The 22,451-nt window shown below is 63.9% G+C and carries 21 protein-coding genes; 9 read left to right on the forward strand and 12 right to left on the reverse strand.

Annotated elements, in window-relative coordinates:
• Positions 1-77: 77 nt before the first annotated feature.
• Entirely contained in the window at positions 78-446 is a 369-nt protein-coding gene (locus EB233_RS11820; protein ID WP_064989840.1) for a winged helix-turn-helix transcriptional regulator, read from the reverse strand.
• A 91-nt stretch (positions 447-537) separates the two neighbouring features.
• Between EB233_RS11820 and EB233_RS11825 the strand changes: the two genes are divergently transcribed.
• Complete coding sequence (locus EB233_RS11825) at positions 538-1,143, forward strand: NADPH-dependent FMN reductase (protein WP_064989766.1); 606 nt, start codon at positions 538-540, stop codon at positions 1,141-1,143.
• A gap of 318 nt (positions 1,144-1,461) precedes the next feature.
• Here EB233_RS11825 and EB233_RS11835 read toward each other — a convergent pair whose 3' ends face one another.
• The 3 genes from EB233_RS11835 to EB233_RS11845 all read right to left on the reverse strand — a co-directional run bounded on the left by EB233_RS11835 (position 1,462) and on the right by EB233_RS11845 (position 3,982).
• Positions 1,462-2,148: a hypothetical protein gene (locus EB233_RS11835; RefSeq protein WP_155765360.1), complete on the reverse strand. Its 687-nt coding sequence runs from the start codon at positions 2,146-2,148 to the stop codon at positions 1,462-1,464.
• A gap of 176 nt (positions 2,149-2,324) precedes the next feature.
• The gene (locus EB233_RS11840; protein WP_064989768.1) at positions 2,325-3,581 is read right to left on the reverse strand and encodes an RNA polymerase sigma factor; all 1,257 of its coding nucleotides are present in this window, start codon (positions 3,579-3,581) and stop codon (positions 2,325-2,327) included.
• Positions 3,578-3,982: a YciI family protein gene (locus EB233_RS11845; protein WP_064989769.1), complete on the reverse strand. Its 405-nt coding sequence runs from the start codon at positions 3,980-3,982 to the stop codon at positions 3,578-3,580. The genes EB233_RS11840 and EB233_RS11845 overlap by 4 nt, the downstream gene beginning before the upstream one ends.
• A gap of 268 nt (positions 3,983-4,250) precedes the next feature.
• Between EB233_RS11845 and EB233_RS11850 the strand changes: the two genes are divergently transcribed.
• The 4 genes from EB233_RS11850 to EB233_RS11865 all read left to right on the forward strand — a co-directional run bounded on the left by EB233_RS11850 (position 4,251) and on the right by EB233_RS11865 (position 10,577).
• The gene (locus tag EB233_RS11850) at positions 4,251-5,108 is read left to right on the forward strand and encodes a DMT family transporter (protein ID WP_244277691.1); all 858 of its coding nucleotides are present in this window, start codon (positions 4,251-4,253) and stop codon (positions 5,106-5,108) included.
• Positions 5,109-5,967: 859 nt separating this feature from the next.
• Positions 5,968-7,455: an endo-1,3-1,4-beta-glycanase EglC gene (gene eglC / locus EB233_RS11855; protein WP_064989771.1), complete on the forward strand. Its 1,488-nt coding sequence runs from the start codon at positions 5,968-5,970 to the stop codon at positions 7,453-7,455.
• Between the two features lie 35 nt (positions 7,456-7,490).
• Positions 7,491-9,254, forward strand: coding sequence for a type I secretion system permease/ATPase (locus tag EB233_RS11860; RefSeq protein WP_064989772.1), 1,764 nt, complete (start codon positions 7,491-7,493; stop codon positions 9,252-9,254).
• Positions 9,255-9,257: 3 nt separating this feature from the next.
• The gene (locus tag EB233_RS11865; RefSeq protein ID WP_064989773.1) at positions 9,258-10,577 is read left to right on the forward strand and encodes an HlyD family type I secretion periplasmic adaptor subunit; all 1,320 of its coding nucleotides are present in this window, start codon (positions 9,258-9,260) and stop codon (positions 10,575-10,577) included.
• A 69-nt stretch (positions 10,578-10,646) separates the two neighbouring features.
• On the opposite strand, the gene EB233_RS11870 is transcribed toward EB233_RS11865, so the two are convergent.
• The 5 genes from EB233_RS11870 to EB233_RS11890 form a co-directional block, all read right to left on the reverse strand.
• Positions 10,647-11,957 (reverse strand): hemolysin family protein, encoded by a 1,311-nt coding sequence (locus EB233_RS11870; protein WP_064989774.1) that lies wholly within the window; start codon positions 11,955-11,957, stop codon positions 10,647-10,649.
• A gap of 145 nt (positions 11,958-12,102) precedes the next feature.
• Positions 12,103-12,810, reverse strand: a complete 708-nt coding sequence (locus EB233_RS11875) for an LssY C-terminal domain-containing protein (protein WP_064989775.1) — start codon at positions 12,808-12,810, stop codon at positions 12,103-12,105.
• Positions 12,811-12,990: 180 nt separating this feature from the next.
• Positions 12,991-13,797 (reverse strand): extensin-like domain-containing protein, encoded by an 807-nt coding sequence (locus tag EB233_RS11880; RefSeq protein WP_064989776.1) that lies wholly within the window; start codon positions 13,795-13,797, stop codon positions 12,991-12,993.
• A gap of 113 nt (positions 13,798-13,910) precedes the next feature.
• Complete coding sequence (locus EB233_RS11885) at positions 13,911-14,960, reverse strand: extensin-like domain-containing protein (RefSeq protein WP_064989841.1); 1,050 nt, start codon at positions 14,958-14,960, stop codon at positions 13,911-13,913.
• Between the two features lie 199 nt (positions 14,961-15,159).
• Entirely contained in the window at positions 15,160-15,585 is a 426-nt protein-coding gene (locus EB233_RS11890; RefSeq protein ID WP_027055113.1) for a DUF3775 domain-containing protein, read from the reverse strand.
• Between the two features lie 142 nt (positions 15,586-15,727).
• Between EB233_RS11890 and EB233_RS11895 the strand changes: the two genes are divergently transcribed.
• Both EB233_RS11895 and greA read left to right on the forward strand, forming a co-directional pair.
• A complete protein-coding gene (locus EB233_RS11895; protein WP_027055114.1) occupies positions 15,728-16,267 on the forward strand; it encodes a tetratricopeptide repeat protein in 540 nt (179 codons plus the stop codon).
• A 274-nt stretch (positions 16,268-16,541) separates the two neighbouring features.
• Complete coding sequence (gene greA, locus EB233_RS11900; RefSeq protein ID WP_008877613.1) at positions 16,542-17,015, forward strand: transcription elongation factor GreA; 474 nt, start codon at positions 16,542-16,544, stop codon at positions 17,013-17,015.
• 137 nt (positions 17,016-17,152) lie between these two features.
• On the opposite strand, the gene waaC is transcribed toward greA, so the two are convergent.
• Genes waaC through rfaD form a run of 3 tightly spaced genes read right to left on the reverse strand, consistent with a single transcriptional unit; the run spans position 17,153 to position 20,054 of the window.
• Complete coding sequence (gene waaC / locus EB233_RS11905; protein ID WP_064989777.1) at positions 17,153-18,127, reverse strand: lipopolysaccharide heptosyltransferase I; 975 nt, start codon at positions 18,125-18,127, stop codon at positions 17,153-17,155.
• Positions 18,124-19,131, reverse strand: coding sequence for a lipopolysaccharide heptosyltransferase II (gene waaF / locus EB233_RS11910; RefSeq protein ID WP_064989778.1), 1,008 nt, complete (start codon positions 19,129-19,131; stop codon positions 18,124-18,126). The genes waaC and waaF overlap by 4 nt, the downstream gene beginning before the upstream one ends.
• A complete protein-coding gene (rfaD, locus tag EB233_RS11915; RefSeq protein ID WP_064989779.1) occupies positions 19,104-20,054 on the reverse strand; it encodes an ADP-glyceromanno-heptose 6-epimerase in 951 nt (316 codons plus the stop codon). Before rfaD ends, waaF begins: the two co-directional genes overlap by 28 nt.
• A 145-nt stretch (positions 20,055-20,199) precedes the next feature.
• On the opposite strand from rfaD, the gene EB233_RS11920 reads away from it, so the two are divergent.
• Positions 20,200-20,832 (forward strand): LysE family translocator, encoded by a 633-nt coding sequence (locus tag EB233_RS11920; RefSeq protein ID WP_027055118.1) that lies wholly within the window; start codon positions 20,200-20,202, stop codon positions 20,830-20,832.
• A 125-nt stretch (positions 20,833-20,957) separates the two neighbouring features.
• Complete coding sequence (gene rfaE1, locus EB233_RS11925) at positions 20,958-22,448, forward strand: D-glycero-beta-D-manno-heptose-7-phosphate kinase (RefSeq protein WP_064989780.1); 1,491 nt, start codon at positions 20,958-20,960, stop codon at positions 22,446-22,448.
• Positions 22,449-22,451: the final 3 nt, after the last annotated feature.

Below are 22,451 nucleotides of genomic sequence, written 5' to 3' on the forward strand. Positions count from 1 at the left end.
TCGGCAGGCACGCGTTTTCCTGTCGTCAGGCGCCTTCACCCATCGCGAAATGCCCGAAACCTTGCCGTGCAAGGGCTTCAGCCATGCATGTCGTCGAATTTTTCGCGCGCCTCGCGCACGCGCTGCGTGTTCCTGCGCGCCCATTCGCCAAGCGCGCCGACCGGGATCAATAGCTCGTGGCCGAGCTCGGTCAGTTCGTAGTCGACGCGCGGCGGGATGGTCGGGAACACGGTGCGGGTGACGAAGCCGTCGCGTTCCAGGCCGCGCAAGGTAGTGGTCAGCATCTTCTGCGAGATGCCGCCGACAGCGGTGCGCAACTCGTTGAAACGCAGCGGCCCGTCGCCCAGCTTGCCGACCACGAGCACGGTCCATTTGTCGCCGACGCGCTGCAGGATTTCCGAAACGGCGCGGCAGTCTTCGGTGTTGTGAGAGTGCCTCAGTAACAAAACGGTGCCTCCTTGCGTCGGCAATTGACAGTATCTCATATAGCGCCGGTATCTAAACGATACCAGCTTTTTACTGGAATGGAGAGCCCCCATGTCAAAGCCGAAAATCGCCATCATCGTCGGTTCGACGCGCGCCGCGCGCTTCGCCGACGTTCCCACCCAATGGATCGCCAAGATCGCCAAATCGCATGCCGACATCGATGTCGAGATCGTCGACTTGCGTGACTTCCCGCTGCCCTTCTTCGACGAAGTCGCGTCTTCCGCCTGGGTGCCGTCGACCAACGAGGTGGCGCAGCGCTGGCAGAAGAAGGTCGCCGAATTCGACGGCTTTATCTTCACCGCCGCCGAATACAATCACGGCCCGACGGCCGTGCTGAAAAACGCCATCGACTACGCCGCCAACGAGTGGAACAAGAAGCCGGCCGGCTTCGTCGGCTATGGCAGCGTCGGCGGCGCCCGTGCCGTCGAGCAGTTGCGTCTCCATGCCGTCGAATTGCAGATGGCGCCGGTCAAGTCGGCGGTCCATATCGCCTGGGGCGACTTCCTCGCCGTTCGCCAGGGCGAGAAGAAGCTCGAAGACCTCGAGCACCTGAACCAGGCCGCCACGGCGCTGGTCAACGACGTGGCCTGGTGGGCCAAGGCGTTGAAGAAGGCACGCGATGCCGACGTGCTGACCGAGGAAGTCAAGGCGGCCTGATCGCCTTTCGAGATTATCCTCCCAGGGATATGGGGCGGCGCTTGCGCCGCCCTTTTCAATTACAGCGGTTATGCGGCCCGTCGACAACGTTGCGATGCGTTACGGCCAATTGCCCGGCGCCGTCGTCGACGGCCACACTGCCTCGCAGGAGCAGTTCTGGCGCTCGCCTGTCGCGAAGCGTCCACCATGGCCTATGCCGACGCGTTCCTGGTGATCATGGCAGCGTTCGTCGTCGCGACCGCGCTGGTGCCGCTCCTGCCCAATGTCACAACGAAGCCCCTGTCTCCGGGGGCCCACTGAAGCGACCGAGACTGCTGGCTAGCCAGTCGCCGTCTTCTTGCCGAAAGCGCGCCAACGGGCCTCGACTTCGACGCGAAGCCGGTCGCGGTCGACCGAAAGCACGCTGTGGGGCAGCGCAACAAACCGCTTGCCATCCTGGGTGGGGAAAATGTTGCTCAGGCGCGAGGCCGTGGCGTTCTGTGCGAGCGTGAAGGTCGCCATGCCGATGCCGAACCGCCTTAATCCTCTGCTGTTTCGGTTGACGGCCCGCCATAGGGGCAGGATCGTCTTATCCGCGAACGCCTCGGAAACCTGCAGCGCGGTGACATCCCGGTAATGGTCTTTGTCCAAGACATATCCTGGCCTGTCTCCCTGGATGTCGTACCATCGCTTCTTCAACGCCTCGTAGGTAAGGGTGAGTGAGGAAATGTCCTCCACCTCCCGCCACGGGATGTCGGCGAAGACATAGCCGTCGAGATTGAGCCGCAATCCGGCCGGCGATAGCAGCAACAGTGGTTCGGCGGTCAGCAATCCGTTGATTTGCCAGACAATCGTGACGGCGGCCACAACTGCCAAGGGACCACCCAACAGCCAGTTATCCCTGCCGAAGGCGACAGCGAGCCCGACAACGAGAACAAGCGCCGAGAAGGCGATGAATTTCAACGCGGTCCTGCCGCTGCCAAAGGCAATGATCTGGTTGACGTCTTGTGCCTGGCCCGAACTCAACGGTTCGCCTCCCGTCGTCGGCACTACTCTTGCAGGCGAGAGCTGCCGCCGAGACTGTCATGGACGATACAGGCTGACCATCGGCCCAACAAGGCCGACACTGAAACTCGCGCAGCGTCAATGGTGGCGTTCGCGTCCCCGCTCCGGCGAGCGGTGGGTGGCCGGGTAAGCGGTGCCTAGCCACCCGCACGGGCGAGCAGCAGCGCGCGTTCCCTGTCATTGCCGGTCAGTTCCGCGGCCTGGCGGAACGCGGCGCGGGCTTCCGCCTGGTGTCCCAGTCTCTCCAGAAGATCCCCGCGCACCGTGAGCAGGAGATGCGAATCCTTCAGTCGCGGCTCGTCTTTCAGTGCCTCGACGATGGCCAGCCCCTGGGCGGGTCCGAACGCCATGCCGACCGCCACGGCCCGGTTGATTTCGACGATGGGCGAGGGGGCCGCCAAGGCAAGGGCCTGATAATAGGCTGATATCGCGATCCAGTCGGTGTCGGCGGCGGTTGCCGCTCGGGCATGGCAGGCGGCGATCATTGCCTGCAGGAGATAGGGCCCCGGTGTCGCCGTGAGGGCCAACGCCCGGTTGAGGCCGTCGAGGCCACGCCGGATGAGCGACCAGTTCCATCGGCCGCGGTCCTGGTCGAGCAGCAGGATCGGCTCGCCTGCTTTGCCGGTGCGGGCGGGGAAGCGCGAGGCGCTGAGTTCCATCAGGGCCACCAGCCCCAGCACCTCGGGCTCATCAGGCATCAGCGCCGCCAGCGACCGGCCGAGGCGCAGCGCTTCGCCGCAGAGATCGGCGCGCAGCCAGTCCGGCCCCGTGGTCGCCACATAACCCTCGTTGAAAACGAGATAAACAACCTCCAGCACGGCGGCGAGGCGTTCACGCCGCACCTCTTCGCGCGGCGTCTCGAACGGGATGGCGGCATCGCGAAGGGTTCGCTTGGCGCGCACGATGCGCTGGGCGATGGTGGCGTCGGACACCAGGAAGGCGCGGGCGATCTGAGGCGTCGACAGCCCGCCGAGCAGCCGCAGGGCCAATGCGGCGCGTTGCTCGGCCGGCAACAGAGGATGGCATGCGGTGAAGATCAGCCGCAAAAGATCATCGTCGATGTCCTCGTCGAGCGCGGCCTCGATGTCGGGCATCTCGCGTTCCAGCTCGGCAAGGTCGACGGCTAACTCGCGATGCTTGCCGTCGATCATGGTGGTGCGGCGCAGCCGGTCGAGCGCCCGATTCCTGGCGACCTCGGTCAGCCACGCGGCCGGGTTGCGCGGGATGCCGTCCCGGGGCCAGCGTTCCAGCGCCAGCAGGAAGGCGTCTTGCGCGATCTCCTCGGCCAGCCCGATATCCCTGAGATAACGGGCGAGCCTGGCGGTGAGCTTCGGCTGCTCTATCCGCCAAACCGCCTCGATGGTGACCGCTTCGATGGTCGCGTTGGCCGTCAACCCTTCAACCCGTCAAAGCCTTCCGCCACCTTCTGGACGTCCTCGGGGAAATCGCTCATCTCGAAGACGCGGCGCACTTCGATCACGTCGTTCTCCCCAGCCGGGCAACGGCGGGCCCATTCGATGGCTTCCTCACGCGAGCGCACGTCGATCACCCAATAGCCGCCCAGCACTTCCTTGACCTCGGCGAAGGGCCCGTCGGTGACGACGGGCTTGCCTCCCTTGTAGCTGACCCGCGCGCCGGATGACGGCGGATGCAGCCCGTCGAGCGCCAGCAGGACGCCGGCCTTCTTCAGCTCCTCATTGTATTTCATCATCCCCTCGACCGCTTCGGCGCCGGGCCTGACATCGGGCGCCGCCTCCGCGTAGCCGCCGGGGATCATCAGCATCATGAACCGCATGGTCTTTCTCCTTGGTTGGGTTGGTTCGATGATACGACGAACGGGCAATGGCGAAATCGACACGAATGGCAAAAAAGTTCAAATTCCCGGTTTGCCAGGGAGTTGAGGTAAGAAGCTGGGCTGTTGGACCGCCATATCGGCGGGGCTGCCATCTGGCCCTGTCGGTTTGCCCTGATATGTCAGCGTGCATCCGTCACCTCGAGTAATCAGCGTGAAGTCATCCAGCCTGGCCGGCGCAATCTCCCCCACGATCCCGGTGCTCGTCTGCATGTTCGCCATCTTCCTGCTGTCCGGCATGGATGCGGCGATGAAGGTGCTGGTCATCGCGGTCGGCGTCTACAACACGGTGCTGTGGCGCAGCATGCTGGCGACCGTGGTCGCGGGAACTGGCTGGCTGGCAGGGCCGCGTTCGCTTCCCAGTGCCTCGGTACTGAAGCTGCATGCGCTGCGCGCGGTGGTTGGCAGCACTGTCCTGTTGTGTTTCTTCTGGGGGCTTGCCAGGCTGCCGCTGGCGGAGGCGATCGGGCTCAGTTTCGTGGCGCCGCTGTTTGCGCTCTTACTGGCCGCGCTGCTTTTGGGCGAAAGGATACAACGTCAGGCGATCTGGGCCTCGCTGGCCGGCATTGCGGGCGTCGCAATCATCGTGGCCGGCCAGTTCGGGCAGAAAACCTATGGCGAGGATGCTCTGCTCGGCACCGCGGCGGTGCTCGCGTCGACGGTCTTCTATGCCTACAATCTGATTCTCGCCCGGCAACAGGCGCTGGTGGCCAAGCCAGTCGAGATCATGCTGTTCCAGAACCTTGGCGTCGCTGTCACCCTCGGTCTTGCCGCACCTTGGCTCGCCGTTGCGCTGCCCAGCAATCTCTGGCTTCCGCTCGCCGGGGTGACGGCGCTGTCGCTCGCCGGACAATTCCTGATGAGCTGGGCCTATGCGCGTGCCGAAGCGCAATATCTGATCCCGACCGAATACTCCGCCTTCATCTGGGCGATGGCGCTTGGGTGGTTCTTCTTCGACGAGGCGGTGACCTGGACCACGCTGGCCGGCGCCGGCCTTATCGTCGCCAGTTGCCTGATCGCGGCGCGCTCAAATCCGAAACTCGCCGAACCGATCGAAGCCGCGGTTTAAGGGGGCGGATCCCCGGAGGCTTCCGGCGCCGTTGCCCTTGCCACACGCACGGGGAGCAGCCCGCACGGGGAGCAGCCCGGCGCGTCGCGGCAATCGAGCAATACATTAGGTATCTCTAATGTTTAGTTGGATGCGGCGGCGTCGCTTCAAATAAATGAACATGGCTGTGCGGCGGGTTTTAAGTTGACAAGAGTGTATCCGTTGTGATGACAGTCTTCTTGCAGTTGAAATTGTTAAAATCTCTTGGTTTGACTTCTGGATCAGGTTTCGCAAGACGCCGCGCTTGGCGCTAGTGGTTGCGATGCTGAAGCTATGATACATTGGGGGTAGTTGCGTGAACCTGATCTTCGCAGTCATCCTGATCACCCTTCACCCGGTCCCTTATTGGGTCTGCGGTCCGTCGGGCGCCGGCCATCTGCCGGTCTGCCACGGCATGACGTTATAACTCTTACCGCACGAGTTATCGCCGCTGCGGCCGCAGCCCGGAACGAGGCGCCGGCGGCGTGAAGTGCCTTGATTGTCAGCCCGCCGCCTCGCGCTGGGCGCCGGTGCCGATGGTGCCGGCCAGTCTGTCGATCCCGCCACCGTCGAGGCCGACGACATGGAAGCGCTATCCACGGCGCGTCGACGCATTCAATTTTATTAAATATTTCGCTGCTCGAATTACTGTCTATAGACCATTCGTCTGGTTGTTGTGCTTCCAGCCCGGAAAACGTCACTGAATGGTCGATGTAATGGTGCGCTATGTGGCAAGCTCCTGGAACGATGTCGTGCGTAGCGACATTAGTCCGGATGCGGTGACCTGGAACCCGTATCGAACAATCCAAGCAGGCCAGGCATCACGAGGAGGATTTATCCGGTGAGCTTCTTCGTCAACGCAGTGGGCGTTCCTCTTCCCTATAGCGGCGCTTCCAACCATTGGTTCTCGGCGGCAGGGTCCGGGCCGGACTTGTACGGCAGCTCTGGAAACGACTCCTTCTACGGATCATCCAACGTCACCATGCACGGTGGCACTGGCGATGACATCTATTACCTCTATGCGGCGAGCAACAAGGTGGCGGAGGACGCTGGGGCAGGCATCGACACGATCAGCACCTGGATGAGCTACAAGCTCCCCGACAATGTCGAGAACCTCATCGTCACGAACGCCAAAAACTATGCTTTCGGAAACGGGTTGGACAACATCATCACCGCCCAGGCCGGGCACCAGACGCTGGACGGCGGTGCGGGAAACGATGTGCTGATCGACGGCGGCGGCGGTTACGATACTTTCGTCGTCTCGAAAGGCAATGGAAGCGACCTGATAGCGAATTTTGCCGCCACCGACACCGTCCGCCTGAATGGCTATGGGTTCACTTCGTTCGACGCCATCCACTCAAGCATGATCCAGGCGGGATCGAACGTGGTGTTGAACCTCGGGTCCGGCGAGATCCTCGAGTTCAAGGACACGACCATCGACAAGCTGCAGCCCAGCCAGTTCGAATTGCCGATCGACAAGTCCGCAATGACCTTGTCCTTCAGCGACGATTTCAACACGCTGAATCTTCACAATAGCCAGGGCGGCACGTGGGATACCAACTTCTGGTGGGGAGCGCCGAACGGCAGCACCTTGACCAGCAACAACGAGCTGCAATGGTATATCGACGCCAATTACGCACCGACGAGTTCGGTCCACCCGTTCAGCGTGAACAATGGCGTGCTCACCATCACCGCGGCGCCAGCGCCGGCGGACATCAAGCCGCTGATCAACAATTATGAATACACCTCAGGCATTCTGACGACCCACGACACCTTCTCGCAGACCTATGGCTATTTCGAAATGCGGGCCGACCTGCCAGAGCACGCCGGCGCCTGGCCGGCCTTCTGGCTGCTCCCGGAAGACGGTTCGTGGCCGCCGGAGCTCGATGTCGTGGAGACGATCGGCCAAGCCCCGAACTCGTTGATCATGACGGCGCATTCGAATGAGACCGGAACGCACACCAAAGTCACCTCGACCGTGAGTGTCTCGGACCCCGCCGGCTTCCACACCTATGGCCTGCTGTGGACGCCGGACAAGCTTGTCTGGACCTATGACGGCGTGCAGGTCGCGGAGGCGGCGACGCCGTCCGACATGAACAAGCCCATGTACATACTGGTAGATCTCGCGGTCGGCGGCTTGGCCGGCACCCCTCCAGATCATTTGGCCACGCCGGCCGAGATGAAGATCGACTACGTCCGCGCCTATACGCTGGACAGTGCTCCGGCTAATGCCCTGAACATCACCAGCAGCACTACATCCAGCACTGGCACGCACAGTATCGCCAGCAGCACGCTGCATGGCGGTTCCGAATTCGGGGGCCACGCGTAAGGTCCCGGGATCATGCAGCGTCAGGGAATGCGGAAATGACTGGACCATCCGCTCTGCGCCCGGTCTTCATGCGCGCCATCGCCGATGTCGGCGTCTTCTCGCTGTTGATCAACATCCTGCTGTTGGTGATCCCGCTCTACCTGCTGCAGGTCTATGACCGCGTGCTGCCGTCCTCCAGCGTCGAGACGCTTGTCTATCTTTCGGCCATTGCGGTTCTCGCGCTCGCCTTCCTCGGACTACTGGACGCGATCCGCGCCGTTTACACGCAGCGCGTCGCGGCGACGCTCGACCGGAAGCTTGGTGCCGGCACCTTCGCCGTTTCGCTTGGCGCAAAATATGCAGGCGGCCTGTCGCCGCTGCGCGACCTCGCCTCGGTCTGCGCTTTCATCAGGTCGCGAGGCGTGGCGGTGTTGTTTGATCTACCTTTCGCCCCTGTCTTTCTCGCGCTGCTGTACCTGATCCATCCGGTGCTGTTCTGGGTGACGGTCGCCGGCGCGGCGCTTCTGCTTGTGCTGGTCGTGGCCAACCAGCTTGCCATCGGCAGGAACGATTCCGTGTCCATGGAGCGTTCGGCTTTGGCCAGCCAGGCTGAACAGGCCTTTGCCCGCAATGCGGAGACGCTGCGCGCCATGGGCATGGTGGAGAACGCCGCGCGGGTCTGGGGAGGGCACGTAGCGGCAGCGCTCACCTTCCATGACCGTTCCTCGAGTGCCAATGCGATCTTCAGCGGTGCGTCGCGAGCGCTGCGCGTGATGCTGCAACTGGCGATCCTCGGCGCCGGCGCATGGCTGGTGCTCGAGGGGCAGATGACGGCAGGCATGATCTTCGCCTCGTCGCTGGTGTCGTCGCGCGCGCTGCAGCCGCTCGACCAGTTGATCGGCGCCTGGCGGCAGATCGCCGACGCCCGGCGAGCGTGGAAACGGCTGGAGACGGCGCTTGCGGCGCGTCCGACCGAAGGGCGGAAACTGATCCTGCCCGATCCGGCAGGTGCGATTGCCGTGCAGGACGTTTTCTTCATGGCGCCGAATGCCCAGCCCGGCACCGAACCCATCCTCAAGCGGCTGAATTTTCAAATTGGCGCCGGCGAAGCGTTGGCCATCACCGGCCTGAGCGGCGCCGGCAAATCGACGCTGGCGCGGTTGCTCGCGGGCGCTGCCCGGCCGACCGGCGGCGCGGTCAGGATCGACGGCGCCGACCTCAGGACCTGGGACGAAAGCCAGCTTGGAAAGCATATCGGCTACCTCGCGCAGGAGGTGGAGCTCTTTCCAGGGTCGATCGCGCAAAACGTCGCCCGCTTCGACCCCGACGCAGATGACGCCTCGATCGTCGAGGCAGCAAGGCGGGCCGGGGCGCATGACCTGATCCTGGCACAGCGGGACGGCTACCAGACATTGATCGGCCCGTCGGACAGAAATTTGTCAGGCGGCGAACGGCAGAGGATCGCGCTGGCGCGCGCCTTCTACGGCAATCCCAGAATTCTCGTCCTGGACGAGCCGAGCACCCATCTCGACGTCAGCGGCGAAGCGGCGCTTGTGGCGGTGCTTTCGGCCGCGCGCGCGGCGGGCGTTACTTTGATCGTGATCACGCATCGCCCTTCCATCGCCGCGGCCTGCGGCCGCGTGATGCTCTTGCGCGGGGGCGCGATCGAAGCGCTCGGTCCGAGCGGCGACGTGCCGCGGCAGTCGATCGTCGACAAGCGTGCCGGCAAGGGCGTTCCCGCGCAGCAGACCACCGCCGTGACGGGGTCGTTTGGAACGACGATTCGCGGCACCCCGCACAACGTTCGCTTTGGGCCATAGACGATGGCAGCGCAGAACCTCGCCTGGCAAGGTAACCCGCGCACCGACATAAGGCGTGTGGCATCCACCGGATACGCCGCGATAGTGCTACTGGTGGGTTGTTTTGGCTATTGGGCCGTCAGCGCGCCCTTGTCAGGAGCGGTGATCACGCAGGGGACGATCTCGGCGACCGGCGGAAACATCCTGATCCAGCAGCCGGAGGGCGGCATCGTCGAGGAATTGCTGGTCCATGAAGGCGATCGCGTGCAACAGGCCCAGGATCTGATCCTGCTGGATCCAACTGCCGCGCGGGCCGAGCTCAACCGGTTGACGAGACAGTCGATCGCGCTCAGGGCGAGCGCGGCGCGGCTGGAGGCGGAACGCGACGGGTTGGACCGGCTCGCGCCAATCACCGAAGCGGCGCGAGCACCGTTCCAGCATGATTTTGAGACGCTGGTTCGAGAACAGCAGAAGGAATTCGACGCCAGGCTCGCCCGGTTTCGATCGGAGCAATCGATCCTCGTCCAGAGGGTCGCCATGCATCGCCAGTCGGTCGTGGGATTGCAGGCCCAGGAACAGGCCATTCAGCAACAGGCCGAAGTGGTGAAGAAGGAGCTCGCCATCAAGACCAGCCTACTGGACAAGGGCCTCACCAATCGTACCGAATACTCCCAGCTTTTGCGTAGCGAAGCGGACCTTGTCGGGCAGGCTGGGGCGCTGGAGGCCAATCTTGCAGCGGCCAACACCCAGATCGTCGAAGCCCAGGAGCAGACCGAGCACCTTACCACGCAGCGCGTGGAGGAGGCACTGACCAAGTTGGACGAGGTTCGTGCCAACCTGGCCGACATCGAGGAACAGATCAGGGCGGCCGAGGCGGTGCTGCGGCGAACGACGATCAAGGCGCCGGCGGCGGGCATCGTTGTCTCGTCGACCTATAATTCCAAAGGCAGCGTTATTGCCCCCGGCGAAAAGATCATGGAGATCCTGCCCACGGCATCGGGCCTGATCGTCGATGCAAGGCTGCGGCCAAAAGACATCGATCAGGTCCGTATCGGCCAGCCGGCGAAACTGCGATTGGCCGCCTTGAACATGCGGCTTACCCCAGAGGTTTCAGCGACCGTGACACAGATTTCCGCGGACCGGCTCATCGACCAGGCTACGCATGAGCCTTATTTCCGCGCCAGGCTGAAGATTGCTGCCGCGTTGCCGTCGGGCGTGAAGCCCGAGCAGCTTTATCCGGGAACGCCTGTCGAGGCATTCATCAACACCGGCGACCGGACATTCTTCGAATATCTGGCACGACCGATGCTCGATTCCTTCGCTCGCGCTTTCACGGAGCGGTAGACATTGGACGTCGCGCAGTCGATCGGCCGCCATCAATGTCCGCCCGGCCCGAAAGCCGATGTCGGACGATCACCGCACCGCTTCGCGATGGGTGCCGGGCAGGCGGGTGGCGATCAGCTTGTCGATGCGGCGGCCGTCGAGATCGACGACCTCGAAGCGCCAGCCTTGCGCGTCGACGCATTCGCCGGTCGCAGGCAGATGGTGCATGTGCGAGAGCACGTAGCCGGCGACGGTCTCGTAATCGCGATTTTCGGGCAGGTCGATGCCCAGTATATCGGCCATCTCGTCGGCCTGCATATAGCCGGCGAGCAGCCATGAGCCGTCTTCGCGCTTGACGGCGTTTTCCTCGTCGCCGGCATCGAGGTCGGCGCGGAATACACCGGTGATGGCTTCGAGAATGTCGGCCGGGGTGACGATGCCTTCGAAGTGGCCGTATTCGTCGTGCACCAGTGCCATCGGCACGTCGCTTTCCTTGAGCTTGTGCAGCACGTCGAGCGCGTCGGCCTGGTCGTAGACGATGGGGGCGGCGCGGACATGCTTGCGCGGGTCCAGCGTGCGGCCGGCAAGGATGGCGGCCAGCACATCGCGCGTCTGGACGACGCCGACCATGACATCGACGCCGCCGTCGCCCGCCGGCAGCCGCGAATGCTGGGTTTCCATCAGGAGCTTGCGGATCGCCGTGTCGTCGGACTGCAGATTGATCCAGTCGACCTCGGTGCGCGGCGTCATCACGGCGCGCACGGCGCGGTCGCCCAACCGCATGACACCGGCGATCATGCGCCGCTCGTCGGATTCGATGGTGCCGTGATGCTCGGCCTCGGCGACCAGCATCTTGATTTCCTCGTCGGTGACCTTTTCCTCGCTTTCGCCGCGCTGGCCGAGAAGCCACAATATGGCGCGGCCTGAAATGTCGAGCAGGAACACCAGCGGCGCCGAGATGGTTGCCAGGATGGTCATGGCCGGCGCGGCCCGGGCGGCAACGCGCTCGGGGTCGCGCAGCGCGATCTGCTTGGGCACGAGTTCGCCGATGATCAGCGAGAAATAGGTGATGACGGCAACGACAATGCCGACGCCGAGCGGGTCGGCGACGCTTTCGCGCATACCGGTCGAGGCCAGGAACACGGACAGCCGGTCGCCGAGCGTGGCGCCGGAGAAGGCGCCGGACAGGACGCCGACCAGCGTGATGCCGATCTGCACGGAGGACAGGAACTTGCCGGGATTCGAGCCAAGCTCCAGCGCCCGGCCGGCGCCGGTGACGCCGCGGTCGATCATTGCCTTGAGCCGTGCCGGGCGCGATGAGACGATGGCGAGTTCGGACATTGACAGAAGGCCGTTCACGCAGATGAGGACGACCACGATAGCGATTTCAACGTATAGCATGAGGGCTCAATAGCATTGCGGCGGGCCGCTCGAAAATAGTCCGCCTTGATTTTTAGAAAATGACAGTCCTGGTTTGTGAACTGACGCAGCCTCATGGCATGCCGCAGCCAACCAGTTCCAACCAGGTCTTCGTCGCAAGCCGATCTTACTGCGGCTGCTTCAGCACGCCGATGACCGCCTTGCCGTCGGTGAAATAGGCGTCGCCACCGCCATTGCGGCCGGTCCTGGTGGGGCCGATGCCGCCCATGTCGCTGGTCGATGCCAGCAAACCGGCCCCGTCCAGGTCGCCGATCAGGAAGTCGCGTTCGGCGTCGATGTCGGGACCGATGTGATGGGTGATCGCGCCGGTGTCGTGGCTGAAACCGACGCCGCGATCGAAGCTGGCGGCACCCAACCAGAGCGGGCGGCCGTCGTCGCCGACCGTATCGGTCTGCCAGAAACGGACGTGGTGGCGCCGGTCGGCACTGAGGCCGACCGGCTTTTCGAAAGCGAGATCCTGGGCGCGGCCGTCGAACAGCAGGCGGCTCATCGGCGCGTCGGGATAGGGGCGGGAAAACAGGACACTTTCGCCGATATCGATTGCGGTCCTCAATGTGACGGCGTCGGCGGTATCCCAGCCCGCGATGGCGAAGGCATGGACCACCTCCCTCTCCGTGCCGACAAGTCCGACATTGATCGGGTCGCCCGGAATGCCTTGCGGCGTGTGCGTCACCATTTCGAAGCGCCGGTCGCGAAAGCCGCGCTCCCGAAACGTCCAGAACTCCGGCGCCGCGAGATAGGCAAGCGCCAGATAGGCGGCGCATATCGCCAGGAACCAGATTGCCGCACGTCGGCGAAGGCTTCGCTCACCCACGAGAAATCACTCTCAAATGGGCGGAGGCAAGTGAGCCATTGTATTGTCGATATGGGCTTTTCGTGGCCACAGTGCGGTCGTCATCCAGGGTCTGCGCGACGTCGCTTCGCGACTGCTTCGCCTTAGGATGACGAAAGTGAGGTTGCCGTCAATCTCCAACCTCTGCCCTTCGCTCGCGTTCTAGCGGCAGGCGCGGTAGCCGTTCTTGCGGTTCTTGATGTCGAAGTGGAAATGGTTGCGGTGGTCGTAATTGTAGCCGGGGCCGAGCACGGTGGTGAAATACTGGCAGCCGTCGGCGCGCACATTGTTGAGGAAGCCGCGCGTGCGGAAGGCGAACAGGCCGGGCTTGCGCACGTCGATGTCGTCGCCATTGTTGAGTTCGATGCTCATGACGTCGAGCGCGTTGCCCTTGCCGTGCTCGGACAAAACACCTTCACCGGCGATGTTGCGGCAGGAATAGCTCGAGCCCTGGTGGATCGTCCTGACGCCGGAGAAATAGCGCCAGCGGGCGGAGGGAACGAGTTCGTTCTTCGTCCAGGCCGCGAAGGTGGCGGCCATGTCGCAGGTCAGCGTCGCGGCGGGCTTCATCTGGATGCTGCCGATCGACGTGACCTTGACCGGATAGTCGATGCCACACTGGCCTTCATGGATCGGCGCCAGGTCTGTGTAGGCGACATCGAGGCGCTTCAGTTGCTGGCGGCAATCGGTTTCGCTGGCCGGTATCTGCTCGACCGGCGACATCGGCTCATCCATGCGCGGATAAGCGGCCTGCGTCATGTAGGGATTGGAAGGGACAAGCCTCTGCATGCCCGTATATTGCGGCACGGCCGACGTCTGCGCGCCGACATCGACGGCCGGCTGCAAGGACAGCACGCTGCCGGTGTTGCAGGCCGAGACGGCGGCCAGCGTCAGGCCGGCGGCAACAAGCAGCGCGGATTTCGATCGGCGCGCGGTGGCGAAAAACACGGCGTGAAATTTGCCGGCCATTTGCAGAATCCTACTTCTGGATATCCGGCATTTTAACGATCAAGGGTAAAGGAAAACTCAGCGCCCGCGTTCACGCTTGCGGCGGAAATGCGGCATGCACTTTTAGAGTTTGCTCACTGGCAAAACGTGCCGCCATGCTTGCGCGGCTCGAGATCGAGGTGGAAATGCAGCGCATGATCGGGATCGGCGCCTGGTCCAAGAACGGTCTTGAACGGGCCGCAGGCCGCCTTGCGCACGGCGTCGAGGAATTTTGCGTCCTTCTCCGGCGGCGTCGGGCCAATCTCGATCTTGTTGCCGTCGGAGAGTGTGAAGCTGCCGATGTCGAGGGCGTTGCCGAAGGCATGCTCGGATAGTTTTCTGGTGCCGTGGCGCGGGCGGCAGACAAAGGCCGAGGCCTGGCTAATCGATTTCAGGTCGACGCCGAACTCCGCCTTGGCGGCCGGCTGGACGACATCCGCGGCAAAGCGCGCGGCCGCCTCGGCCATCGAGCAATTCAGCTCGGTGGCAGGACCTATGGCGACCGACTTGCCGAGCGTCTTGATGACGATCGGATAGGGGATCGAGCAGCCGATTTCAGGATTGCTTTCCGCCTCGTGCTCCTCGAATTCGACGCCGAGCGTCTTCAGCCGCTCGCGGCAGGCTACTTCCTTGGCGGGTATCTTGTCCGCGGGCTGGTCGGCCGAGCGCGGATCGGGAAGCATTTTCTCCGCGCCGGCATCAGCCGGTTTCGGCGGCGGCTGCGGGGCTGTGGCAGGTGGCTGGGCCTCCGGCTCGGAGGTGTCGGGCCTTTGTGTCGGGACCGGCACCTCGGCCGGAGGCTCGGGTTCGCTTTCGGTGTCGGTTGACGGTTCTCGGGCAGGAGGTTCGGGGGCTGGCGGCTCGGGACGTGCCTGCTTCTCCTGACGGGACTTTTCCTCGAGCTGGTTGGCTGCGTCCGGCGCCTTTGGAGCAACGGTCTTTTGCTCCACCGTTGCGGTGCCGGCCTTTTGCGCTTCTTCGGGACGCGGCTCGGGCACCGGAACCTCGGCGGGTGAAGCCCGCTGGTCCGGCGTTTCCTGTTGTGTCTGCCTTGGCGTGACGTGCTGCTTGCCCCGCGCTCTCACGCGCTGCTTGCTTCTCGGCCTCAACGGCTGGTCAAGGCGCTGCGTCAACGGCTGCTCCATCCGAGGCGACAGCGGCTGGTGATGCCTGTGACGATGCCTGGCGTCGGCCGGCGTTGCCAGCAAGGCCGCGGCCGCCAGAGGCAGCGCCAAGGTGCAAAGTCGGGAAAAGCTCAGCGTTGCCATCGCTCCGAAACGGCGCCGGCATGCCGAAGTTGCCTGGACGGGCGCTTCGGGGCGATCACAATGGGTTACCGCCGCGTTACGCGCCGATCGCTTCGAGGCCTTCCTCCAGCCAATCGGCGAGCAGCGGCATGCCGAGCAGGTATTTCGCCGTGCGCTTGTTGGCGCGTTCGCGCGCCGCCGTCACGGCATCGGACCATTCCGAGGCGTCGTAGTCGCCGCGGCCGACCCAGGCCAGCGCAATCAGCTCGGCCGCCTCGTCGACATTGAGGTCGTTGATCAGCTCGCGCAGCTCTTCCTCGGTCAGGTTTTCCGAGCTTTCCTCGACAAGGCCGTCATGGTGATGATTGTCGTGCGTGTCACCGTCGAACTCGATCTCGTGTTCGGCGCCGTCGGCATAGTCCTCGTTGACGGCGGCACTCAGCGCCTTGGCCTTGAGGATGAACAGGCGCACGGTGTCGGGCCCGATCGTCAGATCCCAGTCCTTTTCAAGCCGCCGCTGCACGGGCCGTCTCCGTCCGTCGTTTGCCGGATGATAGCGGATTTCAGGCATCCGTCACCTGATGTTCTGCGCCTTGCTTTTTTCCGGGATGAAACCCGCGTCGTCCCGCGTTAGTCTTGCATTCTCACCCCTCAAGGAGGCTTCGATGCATAAAAGAATGCTGATCCAGGCTGCGACTGCCCTTGTCGCGTTGCAGTTCTTCGCTGTCCCGGTGTTCGCGGCGGGCAGTAGCAGTGGTGGCAGCGACCAGACCGTCACCCAGTGCAAGAAGGGAGAGGTCTGGGACAAGAAGAAGAAGAAATGCGTCGCCCCTCAGGAAGGCATGCTGGACGACGACAGCATCTATGATGCAGGCCATGCGCTGGCGATGGCAGGGCGCTATGACGAGGCGATCTCGGTGCTCACCCTTGCCGCCAACAAGCAGGATCCGCGCATTCTCAACTACCTCGGTTATTCGCACCGCCATTCCGGCCGCGTCACCGTCGGTCTCGGCTACTACGAGGAAGCGTTGCGCATCGACCCGAATTACACGCTGGTGCGCGAATATCTCGGCGAGGCGCACCTGCAGATCGGCGATCTCGCCGGCGCCCAGCAGCAGCTGATGGAAATCGAGAAGCGAACCGGAAAGGGCTCGCGCGAATACGGCATGCTGTCCGAGCAGATCGACCATTTCATGCGGAGCTGATCAGGCTCTCGGGAATGCTCAAGGCGGCCGTGAGCGATCGCGGCCGTTTTTTATTGTCCCCCTGTCCCGCGAGCTGGCGTTCGCCTGGTGAAAGCGGGGATGATTTTTGCAAAACCGATTTTTGGGCGTGAAAAACCCGGAAAGATTGCTATATCTTGGGAAATTGCGGTGAAACGGTTCCGTTAGCCCGAGGCTGCCGGACCGTTTTCTTTTTGTACCCATCGACAAGGCTTTCCCCGAAACGCGGGGGTGGCGGCAGGAAAGGTCAGGCATCATGAACAAGGTCCCGATGACAGGCGAGGGGTTCGCGTCATTGAAGGAAGAACTGCGTTGGCGCCAGCAGGAAGAGCGGCCGCGCATCATCGAGGCGATCTCCGAGGCGCGCTCGCATGGCGACCTGTCCGAAAATGCCGAGTATCATGCCGCCAAGGAGGCGCAGAGCCTCAATGAGGGCCGCGTCAACGAACTCGAGGATCTGATCGCGCGGGCCGAAGTCATCGACGTCACCAAGCTCAGCGGCGACAAGGTCAAGTTCGGCGCCACCGTCGTGCTGGTCGACGAGGACACCGAGGAAAAGAAGACCTACCAGATCGTCGGCGACCAGGAAGCCGACGTGAAGTCCGGCCGCATCTCGATCTCCTCGCCGATCGCCCGCGCACTCATCGGCAAGGAAGTCGGCGACGCCATCGAGGTCAATGCGCCCGGTGGTGCCAGGGGGTACGAGATCGTCCAGGTGCAGTTCATCTAGGACCTTTGATAATTCTACTCTGGCGGCCGACTAGCGCGGTTTTCTGCGCTTCCGGTGCTCACGTACTTTAAGTACGCTCCGCTCCGGTTCTCGAAGAACCACGCTATTCGACTCGCCAGAGCGAATTCTGAAAGGTCCTAGGTTGGTGCCTGTAATTTGAGCGCCAGCAGCCTCTCCGCCTCCGCTACAACTTCCGCAGGGTCAATCCGTCCGCCAGCCGCAGCCAGCAGCGTCGATGCATAGGGGCCGCGTGGTCCCGTCAAACCCGGCTCCGTCGCCAAAAACACCGCGACCGTCGGCAGGCCGAAGGCGCTGGCAAGATGGGTCAGGCCGGTGTCCGCGCCGATCACCAGCGTCGAGCGGCCGAGGATGGCGGCGATATCGGCCAGCGGCGATTTCGGCACCACGACGGTTGACGGCACCGCCTTGGCGATTGCCTCAGCCACCGCCTTCTCACGCTCGTTCGACCAGGTGGTGACCGGGGTCATGCCGCGCTCGACCAGCAGGCGGGCGGTTCCGATCCAGTTGTCGACCGGCCATTTCTTGTCCTCGCGGCTGGTGCCATGCAGCAGGAAGGCTGTCTTTTCGGGAATGCCGGACAGACCGCCGGGCGGCGGTACGATGCCTGACGCGAGCGTCGACAGATCGGGCTGGTAGCCAAGCGCCAGCCCGAAGAGCCGGCGCGTCCGTTCGATGGCGTGCAGGTCGCGCGGCACGCCATAGGTGACGTCGTAGAACAGCGTGGCCGAGGGTTCGCGCGCGCTCGACCGATCGAAGCCGGCGATCGGCGCGCCCGCCTGTCGCGCCACCAGGGCCGATTTCAGCAGCCCTTGCGCATCGATGACCAGGTCGTAGCGGCATTCGCGCAGGGTGCGGCGCAGGGTGGCCGCCTCGCGCCAGGTGCCGCCGTTGAACAGCGCCTTGCGCCAGCGCCGGATGGCGACCGTGTGGATCCTGCCGATCGCCGGATGCAGCGCGACGATGCCGGCGAACGCCTCCTCGACGCACCAGTCGAACGATACGTCGGGCCTGGCCAGGCTGGCATCCTCGACGGCTGGAAAGGTGTGGATGACATCGCCCATCGACGATGTCTTGACGATCAGGACCTTCATGTCGCGGCCGGCATTTCCAGCAGCCGGTCGGCCGCCGCCGCGACCTGCCCGACTTGCAATGTCTTCAGGCAGTTGAGATGGCCGAGCGGGCAGACCTTCTGGTGACAGGGCGAACACGACAGATGAAGCCAGACCAGTTCGCGACGCTCAGCCAGCGGCGGCGTGTTTTCGGGCGAGGTCGAACCATAGACGGCGACAACAGGCGTGCCGACGCCCGCCGCGACATGCATCAGCCCGCTGTCATTGGACACAGCCAGCCTTGCCGCCGCAATCAGGTCGATGGCGTCCTCCAGCCGCGTCTGGCCAGCGAGGTCGACAGTGCCGGGGGCAAGGGCAGCGATCTCCGCCGTCACCTCGCGATCGTTCTTCGAACCGAACAGGGCGACCTTCAAGCCTTTGCCCATGAATTCGCGCGCAAGACCGGCATAGCTTTCGCTCGGCCAGCGCTTGGCCGGGCCGAATTCGGCGCCGGGCATCAGGGCCGCGAATTTCTGTGGCGCCAGCCCGAAACGGTCGAGCAACGCTGCCTGGTTGCTGGCATCGACGGTGAGATGGGGCGCGCGGAAACTGCCGCCCTTGGCGAGGCTGAAATAGGCTTGTGCGGTGCGCCGTTTCACGGCATCCGGCAGCGGCACGATGTCGGTCAAAAGGCCATAGCGCATCTCGCGCAGATGGCCGAAACGGCGCGGAATGCGGGCGAAGAACGGGATCAGCGCCGATTTCCAGCTACCGGGCAAGACATAGGCCATGTCATAGCGGCCGCGCAGCAGGCGGCCGAAGCGGCGGCGATGGGTGAATTCCAGCGCGCCCGGTGTCAGCGGAAAGTCGATCTGTTGGCGGATCTCGGGCATGCGCTTGACCAGCGGTGCTGCCCAGGCCGGCGCCAGCACGTCGATCGCGGCGTTGGGATGGAGCTCTTTCAGCGCCGAGAACAGGCACTGCGCCATCACCATGTCGCCCACCCAGCGTGGGCCGATCACGAGGATCGTTGGGCTTTCAGCCATTCGACATAGTCTCTGACACCGGTTTCGACTGTCCGGAACTGGCCGTTATATCCGGCCGTGCGCAAACGGGACATATCAGCTTGCGTGAAGCTCTGGTAGCTGCCCTTGAGGTGGTCGGGGAAGGGGATGAACTCGATCTCGCCCTTGCCCAGCGTGTCGATAACGGTTTCGGCGATGGCGCGGAAGGGTTGGGCGCGGCCGGTGCCGCAGTTGAAAATGCCGCTCGAGCCACGCTTCCACAGCCAAAGATTGACGTCGGCGACATCGCCGACATGGATGAAGTCGCGGCTCTGTTCGCCTGGTCCGAAGCCGTCATAGGCGCCGAACAGCTTCGGGTTTTCGCCGCGTTCGACCTGGTTGAACAGATGGAAGGCGACCGAGGCCATGGCGCCCTTGTGCGCTTCGCGCGGCCCGTAGACGTTGAAATAGCGCAGGCCCGCAACCTGCGAATGATCGGTATCGAACACCGTGCGCCTGACATAGTCGTCGAACAGCTTCTTCGAATAGGCATAGACATTGAGCGGCCGCTCGAGCGCCGGCTCCTCGCGAAACTCCGACCCACCGCCGTAGACGGACGCGGAGGAGGCATAGAGGAAGGGCACGCGCAGTGCCTGGCAGGCGTGCAGCAGCCGCTTCGAATAGGCAAAATTCACCTCCATCATGAACTTGCCGTTCCATTCGGTGGTGGTCGAGCAGGCGCCCTGGTGGAACACAGCCTCGATGCGGCCGAGCGACCCGGCCTCGATGCGGGCCAAGAAATCGTCCTTGTCGAGATAGTCGGCAATGCTGAGATCGGCGAGATTGGCGATCTTGTGGCCGTCGGTCAGGTCGTCGACGACCAGAATGTCGTCATGCCCCTCGGCGTTGAGCGCGGCGGCGATGTTGGAGCCGATCATGCCGGCGCCGCCCGTGACGATGATCATGAAGGCCTCTGGTTGCTAGCGATTCCGGTCCTTATAAGGGAGGCCAGCCGGGCTGTCGACAAAGCAGGTACGTTGTAGCCACAGTGGCGACGCAAAGCCGCCGCTTCAGTCGGTTCGTCCCGGGATGGGATCGAGAGGGAAGAAAATGCCGTCGACCGAACTGCTCATTGCGTTTTTCGCCACCACCGCGATCTTCGCCTACATCCCTGGCCCGGCCATGCTTTATGCCGCGGCGCAGACGATGGCACGCGGGCGCTGGTCGGGCCTGACGGCGGCGCTTGGCATCCATCTCGGCGGCTATGTGCATGTCTTTGCCGCCGCGGCCGGCCTGTCGGTGCTGTTCCATGCCGTGCCGCCGCTTTACATGGCGGTCAAGCTGGTCGGCGCGCTCTATCTGATCTGGCTTGGCGTCTCGCTGTTCCGCAAGCGCGGGGATGGCGAGATGGCGTTGCCGACGCTTGAGCGCAAATCGGCGCGGCGCGCCTTTTTCGAGAGCATCACCGTCGAGGTGCTCAATCCGAAAACCGCGATCTTCTTCATGGCGTTCCTGCCGCAGTTCATCGATGCCTCGGCGGCCTTGCCGGTCTGGCTGCAATTCGTGGTGCTCGGCACCATCGTCAACCTGATGTTCTCCTCGGCCGACATTGCCTGTGTCTTCCTCGCTGGCCTGGTGATCGGCCGGCTCAAGCGCTCCAGCCGGGCGCAGCGCCTGATGCAGCGGGCGGGTGGTGCGGTGCTGGTCGGACTGGGCGTTCATGTCGCCCTGCAGAAGAGCTGACGCAGCGGGGGCGCCGTTGCACTGGCTCGAATTGCGGTATATCGGCATCGCCATGACCCAACGGTCCTCGCAAATCGGCTGTTTCGACCTATCTGAGTTCGGCTTTCCCACGCATTGCCAGTGACATGATCAAGCACAATCCGCCTTCTCCCGAACCCCTGCACCGTGCCATTGCACGCTTTGGCGGCGTCACAGTGCTGGTGGTCGGCGACCTCATCCTCGATCGCTTCGTCAACGGCGTCATCGAACGGATTTCGCCGGAGGCGCCGATCCCCGTGCTGCATGGACGCGGCGAGAGCTCGGCCATGGGCGGCGCCGGCAATGTCGTGGCCAACATCGTCTCGCTGGGCGCGCGTGCCATTCCGGTTTCCGTGATCGGCGCGGACACGGCCGGGGACAGCTTGGTGCGGATGCTGGGCGAGCTTGCTACCGAGACGGCTGGCCTGGCGCAGCAGCGCGGCCGTATGACCTCGTCGAAGAGCCGTTTCAGCGCGCTCAACCAGCAAGTGCTGCGCTTCGACGAGGAAGAGATCAAGCCGCTCGACGAGGCGGAGCGGGCAGGGCTGATCCGGCATTTCCGCGCGGCACTCGCCGGCGCCGATATCGTCATCCTGTCCGATTACGGCAAGGGCATCCTGCTCGACGGCGTCGCCGCCGAACTGATCGCCATCTGCCGCGAGGCCGGCAAGCCAGTGCTGGTCGACCCGAAGGGCCGCGACTACGCGCGCTATGCCGGCGCGACCGCCATCACGCCCAACCGCAAGGAACTTGGCGAGGCGGTTGGTCATGCGGTGTTCGGCGATGACGAGATCGTCTCTGCGGCGCGTGAACTGATTTCGGCGCATGGGTTTGAGTTCGTCGTCGCCACACGCAGCGAAAAAGGCATGAGCGTCGTCGGCCCCGATGAAGCGCACCACATCGCCACCCAGGCGCGCGAAGTGTTCGACGTTTCGGGCGCCGGCGACACGGTGATCGCGACCTTCGCGCTGGCGCTCGCGTCGGGCGCCGATCCGATCGCTGCGGCCTCGATCGCCAATGCCGCCGGCGGCGTCGTGGTCGGAAAACGCGGCACCGCGCGGCTGACGGTGGAAGAGCTGACCGGTGCGCTGTTCCGCTCGCACGGACCGATCGCTCACAAGGACGCCATCCTCGATGCCGTATCGGCCGCACGCATGGTGGCGGCCTGGAAGGAAGAGGGCCTCAGCGTCGGCTTCACCAATGGCTGTTTCGACATCTTGCATGCCGGCCATGTCAGTCTGCTGCACGCGGCGCGCAGCCAGTGCGACCGGCTGGTTCTCGGTTTGAACAGCGATGCCTCGGTACGGCGGTTGAAAGGGCCGGGCCGCCCTGTCAACGACCAGCATGACCGCGCCTGCGTGCTCGCGGCCCTGGCCTCGGTCGATGCCGTCGTGGTGTTCGAGGAGGATACGCCGCTGGCGCTGATCGAGGCGCTGCTGCCCGACATTCTGGTCAAGGGCGCGGATTATACGATCGACACGGTCGTCGGCGCCGATGTGGTGCAGAAGGCCGGCGGCCGCGTCGTGCTGGTCGATCTCGTCGCCGGCAAGAGCACCACCGGCACCATCGGCAAACTGCGCGCCGGCTCGACAAACTGAGGT

Source organism: Mesorhizobium erdmanii, assembly GCF_013170725.1.
GTDB lineage: Bacteria > Pseudomonadota > Alphaproteobacteria > Rhizobiales > Rhizobiaceae > Mesorhizobium > Mesorhizobium erdmanii.